Source organism: Variovorax sp. 01N425 (assembly GCF_056399465.1).
Genome location: NZ_JBFTRJ010000010.1, coordinates 125,525 through 145,746 on the forward strand (window position 1 = coordinate 125,525; position 20,222 = coordinate 145,746).

At 68.6% G+C, this 20,222-nt stretch carries 22 protein-coding genes; 9 read left to right on the forward strand and 13 right to left on the reverse strand.

From position 1 onward, the window contains the following. Positions 1-16: 16 nt before the first annotated feature. Complete coding sequence (locus AC1DSC_RS19215) at positions 17-367, reverse strand: hypothetical protein (protein WP_369663186.1); 351 nt, start codon at positions 365-367, stop codon at positions 17-19. Positions 368-385: 18 nt separating this feature from the next. Here AC1DSC_RS19215 and AC1DSC_RS19220 point away from each other — a divergent pair, with 18 nt between their 5' ends. Beyond that, positions 386-1,597, forward strand: a complete 1,212-nt coding sequence (locus AC1DSC_RS19220; RefSeq protein WP_041945537.1) for an OmpA family protein — start codon at positions 386-388, stop codon at positions 1,595-1,597. A gap of 6 nt (positions 1,598-1,603) precedes the next feature. On the opposite strand, the gene pdxH is transcribed toward AC1DSC_RS19220, so the two are convergent. Next, a complete protein-coding gene (gene pdxH, locus AC1DSC_RS19225) occupies positions 1,604-2,284 on the reverse strand; it encodes a pyridoxamine 5'-phosphate oxidase (RefSeq protein ID WP_015866491.1) in 681 nt (226 codons plus the stop codon). Between the two features lie 50 nt (positions 2,285-2,334). Here pdxH and AC1DSC_RS19230 point away from each other — a divergent pair, with 50 nt between their 5' ends. Then, positions 2,335-2,901, forward strand: a complete 567-nt coding sequence (locus AC1DSC_RS19230) for a nucleotidyltransferase family protein (RefSeq protein ID WP_369663185.1) — start codon at positions 2,335-2,337, stop codon at positions 2,899-2,901. Here AC1DSC_RS19230 and AC1DSC_RS19235 read toward each other — a convergent pair. Continuing rightward, on the reverse strand, positions 2,898-3,440 hold the full coding sequence (locus tag AC1DSC_RS19235) for a superoxide dismutase family protein (protein ID WP_369663184.1): 543 nt from the start codon (positions 3,438-3,440) through the stop codon (positions 2,898-2,900). The two genes, AC1DSC_RS19230 and AC1DSC_RS19235, sit on opposite strands and share 4 nt — an antisense overlap. Then, complete coding sequence (locus AC1DSC_RS19240; RefSeq protein WP_369663183.1) at positions 3,437-4,243, reverse strand: gamma-glutamylcyclotransferase; 807 nt, start codon at positions 4,241-4,243, stop codon at positions 3,437-3,439. The genes AC1DSC_RS19235 and AC1DSC_RS19240 overlap by 4 nt, the downstream gene beginning before the upstream one ends. Before the next feature lie 48 nt (positions 4,244-4,291). Here AC1DSC_RS19240 and AC1DSC_RS19245 point away from each other — a divergent pair, with 48 nt between their 5' ends. The 4 genes from AC1DSC_RS19245 (at position 4,292) to AC1DSC_RS19260 (ending at position 8,213) form a co-directional block, all read left to right on the forward strand. Further along, entirely contained in the window at positions 4,292-4,843 is a 552-nt protein-coding gene (locus AC1DSC_RS19245) for an OmpA family protein (RefSeq protein ID WP_369663182.1), read from the forward strand. A 155-nt stretch (positions 4,844-4,998) separates the two neighbouring features. Next, positions 4,999-6,825: a phosphogluconate dehydratase gene (gene edd, locus AC1DSC_RS19250; RefSeq protein WP_278876714.1), complete on the forward strand. Its 1,827-nt coding sequence runs from the start codon at positions 4,999-5,001 to the stop codon at positions 6,823-6,825. Positions 6,826-6,841: 16 nt separating this feature from the next. Beyond that, positions 6,842-7,477 (forward strand): bifunctional 4-hydroxy-2-oxoglutarate aldolase/2-dehydro-3-deoxy-phosphogluconate aldolase, encoded by a 636-nt coding sequence (gene eda, locus AC1DSC_RS19255; protein ID WP_278876712.1) that lies wholly within the window; start codon positions 6,842-6,844, stop codon positions 7,475-7,477. Between the two features lie 7 nt (positions 7,478-7,484). Next, positions 7,485-8,213: a haloacid dehalogenase type II gene (locus AC1DSC_RS19260; protein ID WP_062366195.1), complete on the forward strand. Its 729-nt coding sequence runs from the start codon at positions 7,485-7,487 to the stop codon at positions 8,211-8,213. 27 nt (positions 8,214-8,240) lie between these two features. On the opposite strand, the gene AC1DSC_RS19265 is transcribed toward AC1DSC_RS19260, so the two are convergent. From AC1DSC_RS19265 to AC1DSC_RS19305, 9 genes are all read right to left on the reverse strand, one after another. Further along, positions 8,241-9,302, reverse strand: coding sequence for an acyltransferase family protein (locus AC1DSC_RS19265; protein ID WP_369663181.1), 1,062 nt, complete (start codon positions 9,300-9,302; stop codon positions 8,241-8,243). Beyond that, positions 9,299-10,456 (reverse strand): hypothetical protein, encoded by a 1,158-nt coding sequence (locus AC1DSC_RS19270; RefSeq protein ID WP_278874708.1) that lies wholly within the window; start codon positions 10,454-10,456, stop codon positions 9,299-9,301. The genes AC1DSC_RS19265 and AC1DSC_RS19270 overlap by 4 nt, the downstream gene beginning before the upstream one ends. Before the next feature lie 277 nt (positions 10,457-10,733). After that, on the reverse strand, positions 10,734-11,174 hold the full coding sequence (gene gloA / locus AC1DSC_RS19275) for a lactoylglutathione lyase (protein ID WP_015866481.1): 441 nt from the start codon (positions 11,172-11,174) through the stop codon (positions 10,734-10,736). 47 nt (positions 11,175-11,221) lie between these two features. After that, positions 11,222-11,902: a glutathione S-transferase family protein gene (locus AC1DSC_RS19280; protein WP_369663180.1), complete on the reverse strand. Its 681-nt coding sequence runs from the start codon at positions 11,900-11,902 to the stop codon at positions 11,222-11,224. A 102-nt stretch (positions 11,903-12,004) separates the two neighbouring features. After that, positions 12,005-12,691 (reverse strand): ABC transporter ATP-binding protein, encoded by a 687-nt coding sequence (locus tag AC1DSC_RS19285; protein ID WP_015866479.1) that lies wholly within the window; start codon positions 12,689-12,691, stop codon positions 12,005-12,007. Next, positions 12,688-14,355, reverse strand: a complete 1,668-nt coding sequence (locus tag AC1DSC_RS19290; protein ID WP_436287868.1) for an ABC transporter permease — start codon at positions 14,353-14,355, stop codon at positions 12,688-12,690. The genes AC1DSC_RS19285 and AC1DSC_RS19290 overlap by 4 nt, the downstream gene beginning before the upstream one ends. A gap of 34 nt (positions 14,356-14,389) precedes the next feature. Next, positions 14,390-15,454: a Fe(3+) ABC transporter substrate-binding protein gene (locus AC1DSC_RS19295; RefSeq protein ID WP_369663179.1), complete on the reverse strand. Its 1,065-nt coding sequence runs from the start codon at positions 15,452-15,454 to the stop codon at positions 14,390-14,392. Between the two features lie 117 nt (positions 15,455-15,571). After that, positions 15,572-16,267: a nitroreductase gene (locus AC1DSC_RS19300; RefSeq protein WP_369663178.1), complete on the reverse strand. Its 696-nt coding sequence runs from the start codon at positions 16,265-16,267 to the stop codon at positions 15,572-15,574. Positions 16,268-16,285: 18 nt separating this feature from the next. After that, positions 16,286-16,834, reverse strand: coding sequence for a PaaI family thioesterase (locus AC1DSC_RS19305; protein WP_015866475.1), 549 nt, complete (start codon positions 16,832-16,834; stop codon positions 16,286-16,288). A 74-nt stretch (positions 16,835-16,908) separates the two neighbouring features. On the opposite strand from AC1DSC_RS19305, the gene AC1DSC_RS19310 reads away from it, so the two are divergent. The 3 genes from AC1DSC_RS19310 to AC1DSC_RS19320 all read left to right on the forward strand — a co-directional run bounded on the left by AC1DSC_RS19310 (position 16,909) and on the right by AC1DSC_RS19320 (position 20,199). Beyond that, entirely contained in the window at positions 16,909-17,364 is a 456-nt protein-coding gene (locus AC1DSC_RS19310) for a MarR family winged helix-turn-helix transcriptional regulator (RefSeq protein WP_062366205.1), read from the forward strand. 89 nt (positions 17,365-17,453) lie between these two features. Continuing rightward, a complete protein-coding gene (locus AC1DSC_RS19315) occupies positions 17,454-18,767 on the forward strand; it encodes an MFS transporter (protein ID WP_015866473.1) in 1,314 nt (437 codons plus the stop codon). Positions 18,768-18,780: 13 nt separating this feature from the next. Further along, entirely contained in the window at positions 18,781-20,199 is a 1,419-nt protein-coding gene (locus AC1DSC_RS19320; RefSeq protein ID WP_478131907.1) for an MATE family efflux transporter, read from the forward strand. Positions 20,200-20,222 lie beyond the last annotated feature (23 nt).

A 20,222-nucleotide genomic window follows, 5' to 3' on the forward strand; every position in this document is an offset into this window, starting at 1 on the left:
TTTGCCCGCTGATGATTTACCCGCCGCGGTCTTCGCCGTTTTCCGCCATGGCGCCGATTGCGATGGTGATCGCGCTGTGCGGCGGCGCCATGCCGGCGGCCGCCGATACGAAGCCGTGCCGGACGCCCTGCCTTTCAGCCGCCGTGCCGCGCGAGCCGGCGCCGGCTGCGGCCAGCCCGGTGGAGCCGAAGCCTGCCCCGGCTCCGAAGCCGAGCGCCAGGCCGAAGCCGCAGGCGGTTGCCGTGGCTGCGCCGCCGACGGCGGAAGCGGAGAAGGCCCCGGCCCCGAAAAGGCCGCCGCCCTCCAGGCGCTGCAGCGAAATCAACATGCGCGCAGCGGTGGGGGAGCCGCTGTCGGACGAAGACATGAAGATCCTGAGGAGCCAATGCTGATGACGAAGACCACCCAACCGATCCGCACGGCCCTGCGCGCGCTCGCGCTGTCGTGCGCCGCGCTGCTGTGCGCCGCCTGCGCGCACCGGCCGGCGCCGGGCAATGCCATGCCTTTCGAGCAGGCCGTCAACCAGGCGGTGGACGACCTGATCGTGCAGACGCAGAAGCTGCCGGCCTTCCTGGCCAAGGTGGAGTCGTCGATCAAGCAGAGCCGCATCGTGATCGACCCGCTGCTCGAGGGCGCGAGCGGCCAGCAGACCGAGGTCACGCGCGTGGCCGAGCAGCGCATCGTGCAGCGCATGCAGTCGCAATTCAGGCAGTTCACCGTCACGCCCTTCAACAACGCCGAGATCGAGCGCGCGCAGTACGTGCTCAACGGCACGCTGGTGCGCGACAAGGATTCGGCCGATGGCCGCTACCGGCTGAACCTGGCGCTGACCGAGATCAAGAGCGGCATGGTCATTGCGCAATCGGTGGCGCGCATCAGCGATGCAACGCTCGACACGCGCCCCACGGCCTTCTTCCGCGACAGCCCGGTGAACGGCAAGGACCGCGGCGTGGAAGGCTACATCCGCACCGCCGAGACGCAGCCCGGGCAAGCTGCCGATGCGCTCTACCTGGAGCGCCTGCCCACGTCGACCGTGCTGCAGGAAGCCACCGCCGCCTACGAGGCCGGCCGCATGAGCGAGGCGCTCAGCCGCTACGAGGCCGCGTCGCGCCGGCCCGACGGCCAGCAGCTGCGCATCTACAGCGGCCTGTATCTCACGCAGGCCAGCCTCGGCCGGACGGCCGATGCGGAGAAGACCTTCGGCACCCTGGCGCGGCTCGGGCTCGAAACCAACAACCTGAGCGTGAAGTTCCTGTTCAAGCCCGGCTCGACCGATTTCCTGGCCGACCCGAAGATCAGCGCCGCCTATCCGATGTGGCTGCGGCAGATCGCGCGCCAGGCGGCGCAGATCGATTCCTGCGTGGTGGTCACCGGCCACACGAGCCGCACCGGCTCGGAGTCGGTCAACGAGCGCCTGTCGCTGCAGCGCGCGCTCAGCGTGAAGACCCGGCTGGTGGGCGAGGCGCCGCCGCTGTCGAAGAAGCTGCGCGAGTCCGGCATGGGGTTCCGCGAGAACATCGTGGGCACGGGTGCCGACGACGCCAGCGATGCGCTCGACCGGCGCGTCGAGTTCAAGGTCGCGCCCTGCGAGGCTTGACCAGGCTCAGGGCGCCAGCCGCTCGCGCACCCAGTCGGCGCCTTCGAGCCGGTAGCGCAGCCGGTCGTGCAGGCGGCTCTTGCGGCCCTGCCAGAATTCCCAGCGGTCCGGCACCAGGCGGTAGCCGCCCCAGTGCGGCGGGCGCGGCGGCGACAGCAGGTGCCTGGCGGCGGCCACGGCCGCGTTCTTGACCAGCACGTCGCGGCCGCTGATCACCTCGCTCTGCGGGCTGGCCCAGGCGCCGATGCGCGAATCGAGCGGGCGGCTCGCAAAGTAGGCGTCGCTCTCCTGCGCGCTCGCCTTTTCCACCCGGCCCTCGATGCGCACCACGCGTTCGAGCTCGACCCAGTGGAACTGCAGGGCCGCGTACGGGTTGCCCGAAAGCTCGCGGCCCTTGCGGCTTTCGTAGTTGGTGTACCAGACGATGCCGCGCGCGTCATAGCCCTTGATGAGCACGATGCGGCTCGAGGGCCGCAGGTCGCCGCCCACGGTGCACAGCGTCATCGCGTTGGGCTCGGGCACCTGCGCGTCGATGGCTTCGCCGAGCCAGCGCTCGAACTGCCTGAGCGGATCGTCGGCGCTGTGGGTTTCGCCGAGTTCGGCGCGCTCGTAGCTCTTGCGCAGCGCGGCCAGCGCTTCGCTGGTGGGAGGGGAAGAGGAAGAACTCATGCCGGCATTGTTGCGCATGCGCCGCCGCCGCAAGGCACCGCGGGGCATTCCGCGCACATACTCGGCGCATGGCGACAAAGGCGAATTCCCCGTGCGTGATCGTGCTGGCCTCGGGCCGCGGCGAGCGCTTCATCGCGGCCGGCGGCACGGGCCCCAAGCTGCAGGCGCTGCTGGCGGGCAAGCCGCTGCTCGAACGCACGCTGGACGCGGTGCGCGCGAGCGGCCTGCCGTGGCGGCTCGAAGACGCGGGCCACCCGGGCATGGGCGACTCGATTGCCGCCGCGGTGCGCGCCACGCCGGATGCCGCCGGCTGGCTCATTCTTCCGGGCGACCTGCCGCTGGTGCGCCCCGAGACGCTGCGGGCCGTGGCCGGCGCGCTGGCCGGCCGGGCGCGCGCGGTGCAGCCGCAATACAGGGGCGAGCGCGGCCATCCGGTGGGCTTCTCGGCCGGCTGCGGCGCGCAGCTCGCGGCGCTCCAGGGACCGCTGGGCGCATCCTCCATCCTGAAGGCGATGCGCGCCATCGATGCGGTGGCCGAGCTCGTGGTGGACGACGTCGGCATCGTGACCGACATCGACACGCCCGAGGCCCTGGCCGCTGCCGAGGCGCTCTGGCTCGCGCGCTTCCCGGGCTAGCGCCGCGCGATCACCGCGCAGGCGGTGCGCGGGCCGGAGTTGCCGGCCGGCTGGGTGGTGAAGTCGTCGCGGTCGCGGTGCACCACGAGCGCGCGGCCCACCACGTTGTTGGCAGTGCCTTCGGTCAGCGAGATCGAGTGGACGTCGACGCTGAAGCGGGCCACGCCGCTGCCGTCGGCCACCAGGCTCGGCAGTTCGCCGGCATGGCTGCCCGGCGCGCTGAACTTGCCGTGCGTGCCGCCGGCGGGATTGAAGTGGCCGCCCGAGGCGTTGCCGTTGTCGCCGCAGTCGCCCTTTTCGTGGATGTGGAAACCGTGCTCGCTGCCCGGCGCCAGGCCGCGCACCTCGCCGGCCACGCGCACGCCATGGTCCAGCGCGGTGAAGATCACCGTGCCCCGCGTGGGGTTGGGCGAGATCGCGGCGGTGGGCATCAGTTCGGCAGCCGCGCTCGGCTTGCCGCCCATCATGCTGCCGCAGGCCGAAAGCAGGGCGCTGGCGAGAAGGGCGGTGCCGGTGGCGGCGAGAAGGCGATGGTTCATGGATTTTCCTTGGACGGTCCGGAGGATTGTTGGGGAAGGGGGGACGAAGAATTTTTGTCCGGAGACCCTGGAACATATACCGGAGGCTGTGGCGTCCCGCAATCGGCCGCCGCCGCGGCCTGTGCCTGGCGCTCCTGTTCCTCCTGCCGCTCGTGCGCCAGCGCGACCAGCCGCGCCAGCGCCGCATCGTGGATCGAATGGCGGCGCAGCTCCAGCAGGGTCTGGCGCGCGTAGTCGAGCGAGCTGCCGTAGCGGCCCACGGCATGCGTGAAGATGTGGCGGTAGCGCTCGTCGCTGAGCTCGCCGGTGAAGTTGGGGCTGCGCCTGGAGAGCGTGAAGGCCAGCGCGCGCACCGGGCCTTCGGGCGTGTTGCACTTGAGCCACCGCGGGTCGTACACGCCGGTGGGCATTTCGCGCAGCCAGAGCCTGCGCAGCGTGTCGAGCCCGTGGGCCGACGGCACGCGGAACACCATGCCGCGGCAGCTGCCGCCCGACAGCAGGCCGAAGACGAGGCCGGGCGTCTGCACGCTGCCGCGGTTGATGCGGCTCCACATCTTGAGCGCGCGATGCCAGCCGTGCACCGAGGCCGGGCGGCGCTCCGCAAAATCGAACTCGGGCCGCCAGATCAGCGAGCCGTAGCCGAAGAGCCACAGGTCGTCGCGCCCGCCCCAGTCGGCAATGGCCTGTTCGAGCATGGGCTGCGGGTCGCGCAGCGGCCTGGGCATCGGGTCCAGGCCCGGCGGTCCGGGATCGGGTGCGGGGCCGGAGGGGCCGCCGCCTACAATTTCGCGATCATGGTTCACCGCACCATTATTTACCGGCCTCTTTCTTCTTACGGAGTACGACCCCTCATGAGCGACGACGACAGCCAGCAAAACTTCATCCTCGGATTTCTCCTGGCACTGATCGCGCTGGTGATTTTCTTCGTGTTGGGCATCGTGCTCTGGCACAAGAACCATGGCGCGGCGCCGGCTGCCATGCCTGCCGTCGCCGTGGCTGCGGCGGCCGCAGGGCCGGCCACCCACACCACGGTGGCGGAGGTGACCGAGACGGTGACGGTCGTCATTCCCGACGGGGCCAGCATCCGCGTGGCCGACGGCGTGGTGAATTTCTACTTCGCCACCGGCAGCGCCGACCTGGCGCCCGGCGCGGCCGAGGCGCTGGCCGCCGTCATCAAGGGCGTGGAGAGCGGCCGCAAGGCCGTGGTCTCGGGCTTCCATGACACCACCGGCGACGCGGCCATCAACGAGCAGCTCGCCAAGAAACGCGCTGAAACAGTCCGTGACGTGCTGGTGGGCCTGGGCGTGCCGGCCGGCAAGGTCGACCTGCAGCGGCCCGCCGTCACCGCCGGTTCGGGCAACGACGCCCAGGCGCGGCGCGTCGAAGTCAAGCTGGTCGACTGAGCCAGCCGCGGGCCCTTGCGGCCCGCCAATCCGTATTGCCGGGGTGCGGATTTCCATCGGCCTCGGCCGCGGGGTCTTGGTACCATTGACTTCCACGTCGAAGGTCGCAAAAGCGACAGTGGCCAGAGGCCGGCAGCGCGACCGAAACCATCCCCATGAGCACACATCCCACCGTCCTTGACGTTACCGATCGCATTCGCGAGCGCAGCCAGGGGCCGCGCAGCGCATACCTCCGGCGGCTCGCGGAAATCCGCAACCGCGACAGGGGTTCCGACCGCATGGGCTGCGCCAACGTCGCGCACGCCGTGGCCGGCATCCCGGCCAACGACAAGTTCAAGGTGGTGACGGAGCGCGCGCCCAACATCGGCATCGTCACCGCCTACAACGACATGCTCTCGGCCCACGCGCCGTACCAGGGCTACCCCGACATCATCAAGCAGGAGGCGCGCAGCCTCGGCGCCACCGCTCAGGTGGCCGGCGGCGTGCCCGCCATGTGCGACGGCGTGACCCAGGGCACGCCCGGCATGGAGCTGAGCCTTTTCAGCCGCGACGTGATCGCCATGGGCACCGCGATCGCGCTCACGCACGACATGTTCGACGGCGCGCTGCTGCTGGGCGTGTGCGACAAGATCGTGCCGGGCCTTTTGATCGGCGCGCTGCACTTCGGCCACCTGCCCACGGTGTTCGTGCCCGCCGGCCCCATGCCCTCGGGCCTGTCGAATAACGAAAAGTCGAAGGTGCGCGAGCAGGCGGCACAAGGCCTGGTCGGCCGCCAGGGCCTGCTCGACGCCGAGATGGCGGCCTACCACACCATGGGCACCTGCACCTTCTACGGCACCGCCAACAGCAACCAGATGCTGCTCGAGGCCATGGGCCTGCACGTGCCCGGCACCGCCTTCATCCAGCCCGGCGACGCCATGCGCGAGACGCTCACGCGCGAGGCCGTGCGCACCGTGCTGGGCCGCGCGGGCGAGGCGAAATTCAGTTGCCCCCCCATCGGCGAAATGGTCGATGAGCGCTGCATCGTCAATGCCATGGTGGCGCTGCTGGCCACCGGCGGCTCCACCAACCACCTGATCCACTGGGTGGCCGTGGCGCGCTCGGCCGGCATCGTGATCGACTGGGACGATTTCTCCCGGCTCTCCGACGTGATCCCGCTGCTGACGCGCGTCTATCCCAACGGCAGCGCCGACGTGAACGCGTTCCAGGCCGCGGGCGGCCCGGGCTTCGTGATCGGCGAGCTGCTCGACGCCGGCCTGATGCACGCCGACGTGCTCACGGTGCGTGCCGGCGGCATCCGCGAATTCGCGAACATTCCCTCCCTTGCGCAGGACAAGCGCCTGGCCTGGACCTCCGCCGCGCCTTCCAAGGACGAAGCCGTCGCGCGGCCCGTGGAGAACCCCTTCAGCGCGACCGGCGGGCTGAAGCTGCTCAACGGCAACCTGGGGCGCAGCGTGATCAAGGTGTCCTCGGTGCCCGACGACCGCCACGTGATCGAGGCGCCGGCGCGCGTCTTCGATTCGCAGGCTGCGCTGCACCAGGCCTTCACCGCCGGCGAGCTGGAGCGCGACGTGGTCTGCGTGGTGCGCTGGCAGGGGCCGCAGGCCAACGGCATGCCCGAGCTGCACAAGCTCACGCCGCCGCTGTCGGTGCTGCAGGGCAAGGGCTTTCGCGTGGCGCTGGTCACCGACGGCCGCATGAGCGGCGCCTCGGGCAAGGTGCCCGCGGCCATCCACGTTTCTCCGGAAGCCGCCGCGGGCGGCCCGCTCGCCAAGGTGCGCGACGGCGACGTCGTGCGCCTGGACGCCGTCGCGGGCACACTGGCGGTGCTGGTGCCCGACGACGAATGGGCCGAACGCGAGATCGCCAAGCTGCCCGAGGCCCAGCGCATCGCAGACAGCCACGGCCTGGGCCGCGAGCTGTTCGCTGGCATGCGGCGCAATGCGCTGACGGCGGAAGAAGGCGCATGCTCGTGGCTGTGAACATTGGAGCAATGAAATGACAGACAAACTCACCGCACTCGAGGTCATGCGCGATGCACCGGTCATTCCGGTGATCGTGCTGCACGACGTGAAACATGCCATCCCCCTGGCGCGCGCGCTGGTGGCCGGCGGCATCCGCATGCTCGAGGTCACGCTGCGCACGCCGCAGGCGCTCGAATGCATCGAGGCCATTGCCAGGGACGTGCCCGAGGCCGTGGCCGGCGCGGGCACCATCCGCAGCGCGGCCGATGCGCAGGCCTCGGCGCTGGCCGGCGCGAAGTTCGGCGTGAGCCCGGGCTATACGCGCGCAGTGGGCAAGGCCTGCCACGACCTCGGCCTGCCGCTTCTGCCCGGCGTGGCCACCGGCAGCGAGATCATGACGGCGCAGGAAGACGGCTACACCGAGCTCAAGTTCTTTCCCGCGCTGCAGGCGGGCGGCATTCCCATGCTGAAGGCGTGGCAGGGCCCGTTCGGCGACGTGAGCTTCTGCCCGACCGGCGGCATCCATGCCGACAACGCGGCCGAGTTCCTGGCGCTCTCGAACGTGGCCTGCGTGGGCGGCTCGTGGATCGTGCCGGCGGACGCCATCCGCAACGGCGACTGGGCGCGCATCGAACAGCTCGCACGCGCCGCGAGCCAGCTCTCACGCTGAGCCGATCATGCGTGCGGATTTCGACGCCAGTGACCTGAAGGTCATTGCCTTCGACGTTTTCGGCACCGTGGTCGACTGGCACAGCGGCATCGCGGCCGAGGCCGAGCGCGCATTGCCCGGTGTCGACGGCGCTGCCTTTGCGCTGGCCTGGCGCGCGGGCTACCAGCCCGCCATGAAGTCCGTGATGGAGCGCATCGCGGCGGGCGAGGGCGGCTTCACGCTGCTCGACGAGCTGCACCTGAGCATGCTCGAACAGGTGCTGCACGACTTCAGCCTGGCCGACCGGCTCGACGGCGCCGCCAAGCGCGATCTCAGCCGCGCCTGGCACCGCCTGCCCGCGTGGCCCGACGCGGTGGAGGGGCTCACGCGCCTCAAGAAGAAGTTCACCATCTGCACGCTCTCCAACGGCAACATTGGCCTTTTGACCGAAATGGCCAAGCGCGCCGGCCTGCCCTGGGACTGCGTGCTGTCGGCCGAGGTGTTCAAGGCCTACAAGCCCGACCCACGCACCTACCTTGGCGTGGCGGGCGTGTTCGATGCGACGCCGGGGCAGGTGATGCTCGCCGCGGCGCACCACGACGACCTGGCGGCGGCGCGCACCTGCGGCCTCAAGACCGCCTACATCGAGCGGCCCCACGAATTCGGCCGCGCCCAGCCGAAGGACGTTTCGCCGAATCCGGACAACAACCTGCACGCGCGCGACATCAGGCAACTGGCCGATCTGCTCGGCTGCTGAACCCTCGTCGCGTCGCGCGCGGCGCCGTCACCTCGCCCTGGCCGCGCTGAAGGATTTCGCGGACTTGATCATTCCCCGCATCATCTGCGTGAGCGGGAACTCCACGAAGCGGTAGACCATGTGCGACGCCCAGATCGACGCGATACAGATCGCAACGGAAATGGCGAGGATCTGAGGCACCGAGGTGAAGCCCAGCAGTTTGACCGTGAGAGGGATGGCAACCAGGATGAACGGGTGGAACAGGTACAGCGAGTAGGAGCTGTCCCCGATGGCCAGGATCACGCGCAGCCTGGCCCAGAACGATCCGAGCGATACCAATCCGAAGAAAATCATTGCGGAGGGAATTGCCAGCGCAAATCCCCGGAGTTCGCTGCTGCCAAGGCCTTCCGAAATGGCCAGGTGCGCAAGAAATGCCCCGGCGGCCATCAGGACGATGGACACCGGCGCGCTCTGCCGGATCAGCCCTTTCTTGAACGCCACGCCAATGGCCACGCCGAATGCGAACTCCAGGAACAATGAAAAATTCATGACCTTGTAGTCGAGGCCGGAAAGCAATCCAATGAACGATGCCGCGGCCAATACCAGGCACGCGAGATAGGCGTTCCTTGGCCTGGCGGTCGGCAATGCGACCAGCGCCCACAGGCCGTAGAAAATGATTTCGTAGGTGAGCGTCCATCCGTTGTTGACCAGGTACGGGGCGGACGTGGGCCACAGGAAGAACGAAGCGGCAATGTCGGTGGGCTCCTGGGCATTGCTGTTGATCAGCTTCGGCGCAAGCATGAAGACCGCCAACGCCAGCAAGGACAGTCCCCAATAAAGGGGAAACACCCGGATGATCCGCTTCTCCATGAATTCCACGTGGGTCATGGTCTTGTTGGCCGTGACAAAGTAGATGATGAAGCCGCTGATCATGAAGAAGATATCGACCCCGATGATCCCGAAATCGAACAGCGGAATGGCGCCGCCGGAAAGCGCATGGGCTTTCTGCGCCGCGTGATGAATCACGACCAGCAGCGCGGCAATGCCTCGGCCTGCCTGAATGGATTCGACGTACTGTGGCTGGTCCACCGCAATGGATTGGGATTTCACGAAATTCGATCCTGACGAGTGGGGCGGACAAAGAGCGGGTTGCTCGAAATGGCGGCGGCCTGCCTGCGCCGCAGCAGCCTTTTTTCGGCCAGCTCGGTTTTCTGCGCCAGTGCCATGGCCGAAAAGACGAGCGGACTCACAATGGCGAAGTGGCGCGCAAACGAGCCGAAGTCAGGCTCGAACACCCCCTCGATGATGAGGAAGGACAAAGGCGCAAGGGCCACCTTGCCGGCCTGGATCAGGTTCCTGTTGCCCGACTTCGCGCCCTCGACGATGACTTTCACCATCCACACGAACGTGAAAGGCATGATCGAGATGAACGCCAATTGGCTGACCGAGCCAAAGCGCAGAAGCTCGAGCGGAAAAGCCAGGCGGAAGAAGGTGATCGTGGCGTTGAGCGCCTGCAGCAGCGCATTGTCGGAAGCGATGACCGCCTCGATGACCGTCCGCGATCCTTCGGCGCCGACTTCCCGGTTCTCATTGACCGTTGCGCGGGCAAAGTCCAGGGTGGCGCCCAGTGCGATCTGGAAGGTCAGCGCAAGCGCGATATAGACCAGGACGATGATGACCAGGAGCCTGAATACGGTGAGCTGCTTTCTTATCAAGCGCAGCCCGAGCCAGACGGCGCTGACCAGCAGCCAATACTTTCTGACCACCCACCCGTAGATCGTCGACGACAGGAACCACGTCAGCCCGAACCCGCTGTGCTGCGCCGCCATCACCGAAAGCAGCACCACGCAGGCCGACAGCATGTCCTTGGAAAGCACCGAAAGGAAAATGGCCCTGATAAATCCCCAGCCGAGCGAGACGAAAAATACGCCAAGGGGAATTCGGCTGAATTGGAGTATGGGGATGACGGTGAGCGTGACGCTCAGAAAGGCGCCGGCAATGGGCGCCGTCTTGGCGCTGAGCCCGGCCGACTCCAGCAGGAATGCGCTGCAGGCGTAGGAGTTTCTTTCCTCGATCGTGGTGGAGGTGAGCTGGCACAAATCGGCGCCGAAGAAACTCAATAGCGTTTCTTCGTCCGGAAAATTCTGGGCCGCCGTGTCGTGGTAGAGAAACGGAATGACGCCGACGATCAGGGCGGAAAAGAAAAAGATGATCAGCGATATGGCCGGATCAATAGGCTTGCCGCGTATGCTCAGAATCGTCAATTTTCATTCCGCTTGGAAGAAAGCGCTCATGTAGAAAATAGTTCAAGGAATAAGGAGCATTCGGCGCCGCGTCCGAATGGACGATCTTGCTGAACTGTGAAGCTCTTCGATCGCGATTCCGGGTATCAGAATGTGATGCGTCCTGCATCAGCACTACCCCTTGAAAATACCAGCAAAGAATATGCCGATCGCCTTTAAAAGGTGATCATTTGTATCCTCAATTCAGCGGCCGCGAAGCGCTGATGGCGGCGCCGGGCGCGGGCGCCGCGGGGCCCGGCTAGGACGCGCGCAGGGCGTCGGAACCGGCGGGGCTGCCGTCGCCGGAAGCCTTTGCCTTGTCCTGGATGAGCTCGATCTTGTAGCCGTCGGGATCGGTCACGAAGGCGATCACCGTGGTGCCGCCCTTCACGGGCCCGGCTTCGCGCGTGACGTTGCCGCCGGCGGCCTTGATCTTTTCGCAGGCCGCGTAGGCGTCGGGCACGCCGAGCGCGATGTGGCCGTAGGCCGTGCCGAGTTCGTAGCTTTCGGTGCCCCAGTTGTAGGTGAGCTCGATCTCGGCCTGCCCGGGGTTGCCGCCGCCGTAGCCGACGAAGGCGAGGCTGTATTTGTACTCCGGGTTCTCCGAGGTGCGCAGCAGGCTCATGCCAAGCACCTGGGTATAGAAATCGATCGAACGCTGGAGGTTGCCGACGCGCAGCATGGTGTGGAGGAGTCGCATCTCGTGGGATCTCTGTTGTTGCGGGGGGAAGAATTCCATTGTCGGCGCTAGGCGAGCGCGAGCAAGTGCGCCTCGTGCTTGCGCAGGAATTCGCGCAGGTGCTGCGGATACTCCGGCACCACCGCGCTCTGCACGCTCGGCCGCGCCGCCAGTGCCTTGCGCCACGCATTCACCTTGGGCAGGGCATCGAAGATGTGCGAGTTGCTGATCTCATCGAACACCTCGAAGTAGCGAAAGATCGGCGCGAACACCGCGTCGACCAGGCTGAAGTTCTTGCCTGCAAAGTAGGGGCCGGCGCCCAGCGCGGCTTCGACGCGCTCGAACTTGGCGGCAAGGGCCAGGCGCTTCTGCTCGAACACTTCGGCGTCGCGCGTGGTCTCGTAGCCCCACAGGTCGCCCAGGATGGCCGAGCCGAACTCCATCCACGCGCGATGCTCGGCGCGGGTGAGCGGATCTTCGGGATGCAGGCGCGGGCCGGGCTGGGTTTCTTCGAGGTACTCGCAGATCACATTGCTCTCGAACAGCACTGCTTCGCTGCCGCCGGGCCGCTGAAGCCGCAGCAGCGGCACCTTGCCCAGGGGCGAGATGGCAATGAACCAGTCCGGCTTGTTCGCCAGGTCGATCACCACGCGCTCGAAGGGCACGTTCTTTTCGGCCAGTGCGATGGCGGCGCGCTGCACATAGGGGCACAGCAGGTGGCTGACGAGGGTGAGGGGCTTGTTGGACATGGCGTGGGCGCTCCGGAAAAGTTGCAGTTGGGATCGCGGCAATTCTTGCGGCCCCGAACAACCTTTTCCCGAAAAGCCCATTCGCCGAACGGGCGCCCTGTGCTATTTGGCAGTGGTGTCCAGCCAGTGCGTGATGCGGCCGCCGTGCATCACGCCGATGCGGTCGGCCATGGCATGGGCCTCGGCCTCGTTGTGGGTGACCAGGATCGCGGTCTGCCCGGCGCGCCGGAGGATGCCGCGCACCTCGGCCGTGAGGCGCTCGCGCGTGCCGCCGTCGAGGTTGGAGAACGGCTCGTCGAGCAGCAGCAGTTCGGGCGAAGGCGCCAGTGCGCGGGCGAGCGCAATGCGTTGCTGCTGCCCGCCCGACAGTTCATGCGGAAAGCGCTCTCCGGCATCGGCCAGGCCCACCAGCGCCAGCATCTCGGCCACGCGGGCCTGCTGCTGCGCACGGCTCGAGCGGCGCAGGCCGAAGGCCACGTTCCGGCTGGCCGAGAGATGGGGAAACAGCGCGTACTCCTGGAACATCATGCCCACGCGCCGCTGCTCGGGCGGCAGGTGCACCTGGGTGGAGGAGAGCAGCACGTCGCCGAGCCGGATGGCGCCCGCGCGCAGCGGCTCGAAGCCCGCGATCGCCCGCAGCACCGTGGTCTTGCCGCAGCCCGAGGGGCCGAACAGGCAGGCGATCTCGCCGGCGCGCAGCGAAAGCGAGAAGTCGTTGACCACGGCATGCAGGCCGCGCGGCGTTTCGTAGGCGAGCTGGATCGATTCGATGGAAAGAGGGGAACTCATTGTGTCTCTGCGGCTGGCGTGCCCAGTTGGTTGCGCGCCAGCAGCACCACCGGCAGCAGGCCGGCCGCCACGATGGCGAGCGCGGCAATCGCGCCTTCTTCATACGTGCCGCGGGCGGCCTCGGCATAGAGCCAGGTGGCCAGCGTGTCGAAATTGGCCGGCCGCAGCAGCAGCGTGGCCGGCAGTTCCTTCATGGCATCGACGAAGACCAGCAGCGCGCCCGTGGCAATCGCGGGCTGCAGCAGCGGCAGGTGCACGCGCCGGAGCGTGCCGCCGCTGGTTTCGCCGAGCAGCCGCGAAGCCTGCTCGATGGCGGGCGGAATGCGGGCGAGCCCGGCCTCGATGCCGCCGACCGGCATGGCAAGGAAGCGGATCGCGCAGGCCACCACCAGCACGATGCCCGCGCCCATGAGCGGCAGGCCCTGCAGGCCGAGCATGCCGGCCAGCGCGGCGTCGAACGCAAGCGCCGGCGTGAGCAGGCCGATGGCGAGCACGGTGCCGGGCAGCGCATAGCCCAGCGTGGCCGCGCGCGCCTGCCAGCGCGCGCGGTTCGGGCGCGATCCCTGGCTGCGCGTGGCCCAGGCCACCACCAGCCCCGCGGCCACCGCTGCCACCGTGACGCCGGCGGCCAGCGTGACCGTGTTGCCGAGGCTGGCGAGCAGCCCTTGCGACACGCCGCCGCCCTGGCGCAGCCGCTTGGCGCTTTCCCAGACCAGGTAGAGCGCGGGCGCCACGAAGCCGATCAGCACCGGCAGCGACGCGGTGGCGGTGGCGAGCCAGGCGGCGCCGCCGTGCAGGCGCCGCGGCTGCATGGCGCGCATGCGCTGCGCCGAGCCGAAGCGCTGGTGCCGGCGCCCGTTGCGTTCGAGCCAGACCAGCGCGACCACCACGAACAGCATGGCGCAGGCGATCTGCGCCGCACCGGCCAGGTCGGAGCGCGTGATCCAGGTGGTGTAGACCGCCACCGTGAGCGTGTTCACGCCCAGGAATTCGGAGGCGCCGATGTCGTTGAGCGTTTCGAGCAGCGCCAGGCTCAGGCCCACTGCGAGCGCCGGCCGCGCCAGCGGCAGCGCCACGCGAAAGAAGGCGCCGCGCCGGCTTTCGCCCAGCGTGCGCGCCGCTTCCATCAGGTGCGCGGGCTGCGTCATGAACATGGCACGCGCCGTCATGTAGACGTAGGGGTAGAGCACGAAGCCGAGCACGAAGATCGCACCCGGCATCGAGCGCAGGTCCGGCAGGCGGAACTGGCGCGGGCTGTCGAAGCCCAGTGCCCAGCGGATCGCGCCCTGCACCGGGCCGATCGGATGCAGCAGGTCCAGGTAGGCAAAGGCGACGATGTAGGTCGGCATTGCGAGCGGCAGCAGCAGCGCCCAGTTCAGCACGCCGCGCCCCGGAAAGTCGCAGGCCGTCACGAGCCATGCGCAGCCGGTGCCGATCAGCAGCACCAGCGCGCCCACGCCCATGAGCAGCAGGGCCGTGTTGAGCGCGGCCTGCGGCAGCACGTGCGCGAACAGCGGCCCCCAGTGCGCGACGCCCGAGCTGAAGGCGAGCCAGGCGAGCATGAGCACCGGCGCGAGCACGCCGATGGCGATGGCCATCGAGGCGAAGCGCCAGACCGGGCCCGCCGCCTGCAGCACCAGCGGGTGGCGCTTCGCGATCAACATCCGGGCATCGGCAAGGCGTGCCCTGCCATTTCCATCACTGATCGAAGCCGACCTTGTCGACCAGCGCGCTGGCCTGCTTGCGGTACTTGGCAATTTCGGCCACCGGCAGCGGGTCGGCCTTCAGCTCGCCGATGGTTTCTCCGATGATCGGATCGAGCGCCACGCCCTTGCGCACCGGATATTCGTAGTTGGCCTGTGCGTAGAGCGCCTGCGCCGGCTCCGACACCAGGAACTCGAGCAGCTTGACCGCATTGGCGCGCTGCGGCGCGTTCTTGGCCACGGCCGCGCCGCTGATGTTGACGTGCGTGCCGCCGCCCTTGGCGCCGGCAAAGGTCGGGCGGACCACCTTGATGGCGTCGCCCCACTTGCGCGCGTCGGTGCCGGCCGCAGCGCTCTTCATCTGGCCGACGTAGTAGGAGTTGGCAAGGCCGATATCGCAGATGCCGCCCAGGATGTCGCGCGCCACGTCGCGGTCGCCGCCGGTGGCCTTGCGGGCCAGGTTGGCCTTGACGCCGCGCAGCCACTGCTCGGTCTTGGCCTCGCCGTCGTGCGCGATCATGGCCGCGATCAGCGCCGTGTTGTAGGGGTGCTGGCCCGCGCGGATGCAGACCTTGCCCTTCCATTTGGGGTTGGCCAGGTCTTCGTAGCGGAAGCTGGTGATCGGCTGGTCCCTGTCGGCGTAGAGCACGCGCGCGCGCAGCGAGAGCGCGAACCACTGGCCGTCGGCGCCGCGCAGGTTGGCGGGCACGGCCGATTCGAGCGCGGCCGATTTCACCGGCTGCGTCACGCCGCCATCGACCAGGTCCATCAGGTTGCCGATGTCCACCGTCATCAGCACGTCGGCCGGCGAGCGCGCGCCTTCGGCCTTGACGCGTTCGAGCAGGCCGTCCTTCACGAACACCGTGTTCACCTTGATCTTGCTCTGCGCGCTGAAGGCCGAGATCAGGGGCTGGATCAGCGCGGCTTCGCGCGTGGTGTAGAGCGTGAGCTCATCGCTGGCAGCGTGCGCGGGCAGGGCAACGGCGGCAGCCAGCCAGGCGGCGGTGACGCCGATCAGTGCGCGGGCGGCGCGGCCTTGGACGCCGGGGCGGTCGGTCATGAAGGATCCTCCAGGTGCAGAGACATGTTGTGGAAAGTCATCGCCACCGCGAGGGTGACGATGAGAATCATTATCACTGCCCTTGGGGCGGTTTTTTACCTCCTTGCACTTACATTGCTAATCCACCCATTGGCAAACCTGGGCCAGCGGCGCCCGCGACGTGCGGAACCGGTTGGCCGGGTGCGAGGGGTCCTCGTAGCCGAAGGCGATGCCGCAGACCACCTGGCGATCGTCCGGGATGTCGAACCAGCGATGCAGGAACTTCGAGCGCGAGGCCACGGCCGCCTGCGCGATGCTGGCCACGCCCAGGCTGCGCGCCGCCAGCATGAAGTTGTTGACATAGGCGCCGCAGTCGAGCGCGCCATAGGTGCCGAGCAGCGCCTCGGTGGTGACGAGCGCCACATGCGGGGCGCCAAAGAACCTGAAGTTCTCCTGCGCCTGCCGTTGCGAGGCCTCGCGGTCGCCGCGCGCCACGCCCACGCTTTCATACAGCTGGAAGCCGCATTCGCGGCGGCGCTCACGGTACACGCCGCGATATTCCGCGGGCGGTGCAATGTCGAATGCGGCATCGGCCGCGGCTTCGTCCGAATCGAAGGCCTGGCGCAGCCGTTCGGTGGCCGCGGCACTGGCCACGATCACCTGCCAGGGCTGCGAGTTGCACCAGGAGGCGGTGCGCTGCGCCAGCTGCAGGATGGCATCGATGGTCTCGCGTGCGACCGGTTCGGCCAGGTAGCCGCGGCAGCTGTAGCGCTCGGCGAGCAGGGCCTCGAAGGCTGGCGCGAGCGCGGGGTCGTGGGGAATGGAGGACGGCATGGGCGGCAGGCCGGTCGCTCAGCGTGGTGAGGGAATCTCGAACACCAGGCAGGTGGTGGTGGCGTGTGCGTAGAGCGTGCCGTCGGGCCCCACGAGCCGCGCCTCGGCGGTGGCGAGCTGCCGGCCGCAATGGATCACCTTGCCTTCGGCGCGCACCCGCTGCACCTTGGGCGTGAGGCCCTTCACGTAGTTCACGCTGAGTTCGGCGGTGGTGTAGGCGCGCCCGGGCGGCATCATGGTGTGGACCGAGCAGCCCAGCGCGGAATCGAGCACGGTGGCAATCCAGCCGCCGTGGATGGTGCCGAGCGGGTTCAGGTGCTGGGCCAGCGGCGTGCCCTGGAAAACGGCCACGCCGGGACTCACCGACAGCAGCGTGAAGTCGAGCGTCTTCGCGATGGCCGCAAAGGGAATGTCCCCGTTCAGCATGGCCTGCATCATCTCGAGCCCGGTCTTGCCGGCGATCTGCTCGGGGCGGGCGAGTCCGGGGCCGGGGCCGCTTTCGAGCCGGCCGGCAACCCGGCGTTCTTCGGCGATCCAGGCCTCGAGCTGGGAGGGGGCTTGCGTCATTCCTGTGTTTCTCCTGTGGGCATTGCGGGACGATTAAGTTGCATATGCAATGGTTGTACCTACAATGATAAACCATGGACATCCAGACCAAACCCCGCGGCTGCACCAGCTTCAAGGTGCGCCAGCTGATGCGGCGCCTCTCGCAGCACTATGACGCGGAGGTCTCGCAGAGCGGCCTCAAGACCACGCAGTATTCGCTGCTGTCGAACCTCAAGCGGCTCGGCCCGGTGCGCCCTGTCGATTTTGCGGCCGATCTGCGGATGACGGCCTCCACCTTGAGCCGCAACCTGCAGCCGCTGATTGCCGCGGGCTGGATCGAGCAGAGCGCGGGTGCCGATGCGCGCAGCCGCCTGGTGGCGCTCACACCGGCGGGCGAAGCCAAGTGGCGCGAAGCGCAGCTGCACTGGAAAGCCGCGCAGCAGAAGCTCAATGCGCTCCTGGGCGTGGAGCGCGTGCTGGCGCTGCACCAGCTCATCGACGAATCGCTCGAGCTGCTGGGCACGGACGACTCGCCGGACCTCCAGGACTGAAGCCACCCCGCAAAGAACAACCAAGCCGCGGCAACGGCCGCGTGCGGAACATATTTTTCCTCCCAATCCATTCCAACAGCAGAGGTCCCATGTTCGCCACCCCCGTTTCCGCATGGCTGCAGCGCCGCGGCATCCACTACGGCTGGATCGTCGCCGCGATCACTTTTCTCACCATGCTGACCATGTCGGCGGCGCTGGGCCTGCCGGGCGCCATGCTGCAGCCGCTGGGCAAGGAGTTCGGCTGGAGCACCGAGCAGATCTCCTCGGCGCTGGCCCTGCGCTTTGCGCTGTTCGGGCTCATGGGGCCGTTTGCCGCGGTGCTGATGGAGCGCTACGGCCTGCGGGCCGTGATCTGCACCGGCCTGGCGCTGGTCGGGCTGGGCATGGCGCTGGTCACCATGGCTTCGCAGCTGTGGCAGCTCTTCGTGCTGTGGAGCCTGATGCTCGGCCTGGGCACGGGCATGACGGCGCTGGTGCTCGGCGCGGTGGTGGCCAACCGCTGGTTCGTTGCGCGGCGCGGGCTGGTCATCGGCATGCTCACGGCCAGTTCGGCCACGGGACAACTGGCCTTCCTGCCGTTCGCGGCCTGGATGATCGAGCACTGGGGCTGGCGCTCGGCCATCGTGCCGATCGTGATCGGCAGCGTGCTGATCGCGCTGCTCGCGCTGTGCCTGGTGCGCAACCGGCCCGCCGACCTCGGCCTGCTGCCGTACGGCGAACGGCCCGGCACGCAGCCGGCGGCGCCGGCGGCACCTGCCGCAGCCATGAACTTTGCGACGCCCTTCCGCGTGCTGAAGGAAGTGTCGACCAACCGCACCTTCCTGATCCTTGCGGCCACCTTCTTCATCTGCGGCCTCAGCACCAACGGCCTGGTGCAGACGCACTTCATCTCGCTGTGCGGCGACAACGGCCTGGGTGCGGTGCCGGCGGCCTCGGTGCTCGCGATGATGGGCGCCTTCGACTTCGTGGGCACCATTCTTTCGGGCTGGCTCTCGGACCGCTACGACAACCGCAAGCTGCTCTTCTGGTATTACGGGTTGCGCGGGCTGTCGCTCTTCTGGCTGCCGCATTCGGAATTCACGATCTATGGCCTTGGCCTGTTCGCGATGTTCTACGGCCTGGACTGGATCGCCACCGTGCCGCCGACCGTCAAGCTCGCGGGCGCCGAGTTCGGCGCCGCGAAGGTGGGCCTGGTGTTCGGCTGGGTCTTTGCCGCGCACCAGCTGGGCGCCGCCACCGCGGCCTACGGCGCGGGCTTTGCGCGCACGCTTCTGCTCACCTACACGCCGGCGCTGTATGCGGCGGGTGCGGCCTGCCTGGTCGCCGCGCTGATCGTGATGGCGATCCGCCGTCCCGCAAAGGCTGCCGCTGCGGCCGTGCCGGCCGCGCCGGCGCGCGCCTGAGGGGAGCGGCGCCATGACTGCATCGACGTCCGCAGACCTCGACCCGCGCACGCGCCGCCTGCTCAAGGCGCCGATCGTGCCCACGCTGCTGCGCCTGGCCGCGCCCAACGTGCTCGTGATGGTGGCGCAAGCCTCCGTCGGACTCATCGAAACCTACTTTGTCGGCAAGCTGGGCACCCATGCGCTCGCGGGCATGGCGCTGGTGTTTCCCATCGTCATGCTGATGCAGATGACATCGAGCGGCGCAATGGGCGGTGGCATCGCCTCGTCGATCGCCCGTGCGCTGGGCGCGCGCCGCCGCGCCGACGCCGACGCCCTGGTGTGGCATGCGGTGGCCATCGCGATCGGCTTCGGCCTGTGCTTCTCGCTCGCGCTGCTGGGTGGCGGGCGCTGGCTCTATACCCTCATGGGCGGCACCGGCGCGGCGCTCGATGCGGCCTTGACCTACTCGAACTGGGTGTTCGCGGGCGCGGTGCTGGTGTGGCTCTTCAATTCGCTCTCGGCCATCATCCGCGGCACCGGCAACATGGCGGTGCCGGCGAACGTGACGGTGGTGGGCGTGGTGTTCCTCGTTCCGGCATCGCCGCTCCTGATCTTCGGCTGGGGTCCGCTGCCGGGCATGGGCATCGCGGGCGGCGCGATGGCGCTGCTGCTGTACTACCTGCTGGGTTCGGTCGCGCTCATCGTCTACCTGCGCTCGCCGCGCAGCCTGCTGCGTCCCACGCTCGCCGCACTGAAGCTGCGCTGGCCGCTGTTCCGCGACATCCTGCGCATCGGGCTGGTGGGCGCGGTATCGACGGTGGCCACCAACCTCTCGATCGGCATTGCCACGGCCTTGACCGGGCACTTCGGCTCGGGCGCGCTGGCGGGCTACGGCACCGCGTCGCGGCTCGAATACCTGCTGGTGCCGCTGGTGTTCGGGCTGGGCGCGCCGCTGGTCGCGATGGTCGGCACCTGCATGGGCGCGGGGCAGCGGGAGCGCGCGCTGCGCGCCACCTGGGCCGGCGCGGCGCTGGCCTTTGCGCTGACCGAAACCATCGGCCTTGCCGCGGCGCTGTTCCCGCGGCCGTGGCTGCTGCTGTTCGGCAGCGACGCCGCCATGCTCGAAACCGGCGCGCACTACCTGCGCGTGGTGGGGCCGCTCTACGGCTTCTTCGGCGTGGGGCTGGTGCTGTACTTCGCTTCGCAGGGCGCGGGGCGCCTGCTGTGGCCGGTGCTCGGCAACATCGCGCGGCTCGCGGTGGCCGGCGTGGGCGGCTGGCTGGCCCTGCGCTGGGGCGCCGGACTGGCCGGCGTGTTCGCGGCGCAGGGGGCGGCGCTGGTGGTGTACGGCATCGTCATCGCCTCGGCGATTGCCGGCGGTGCCTGGTTCGGCCGCGTGGGCTGGCCGCGCACCACCCGCGGCCTGCTGCAGCGCGTGGCGCAGGCCTGAACCGCTTCAGGTCGATGCGCCCG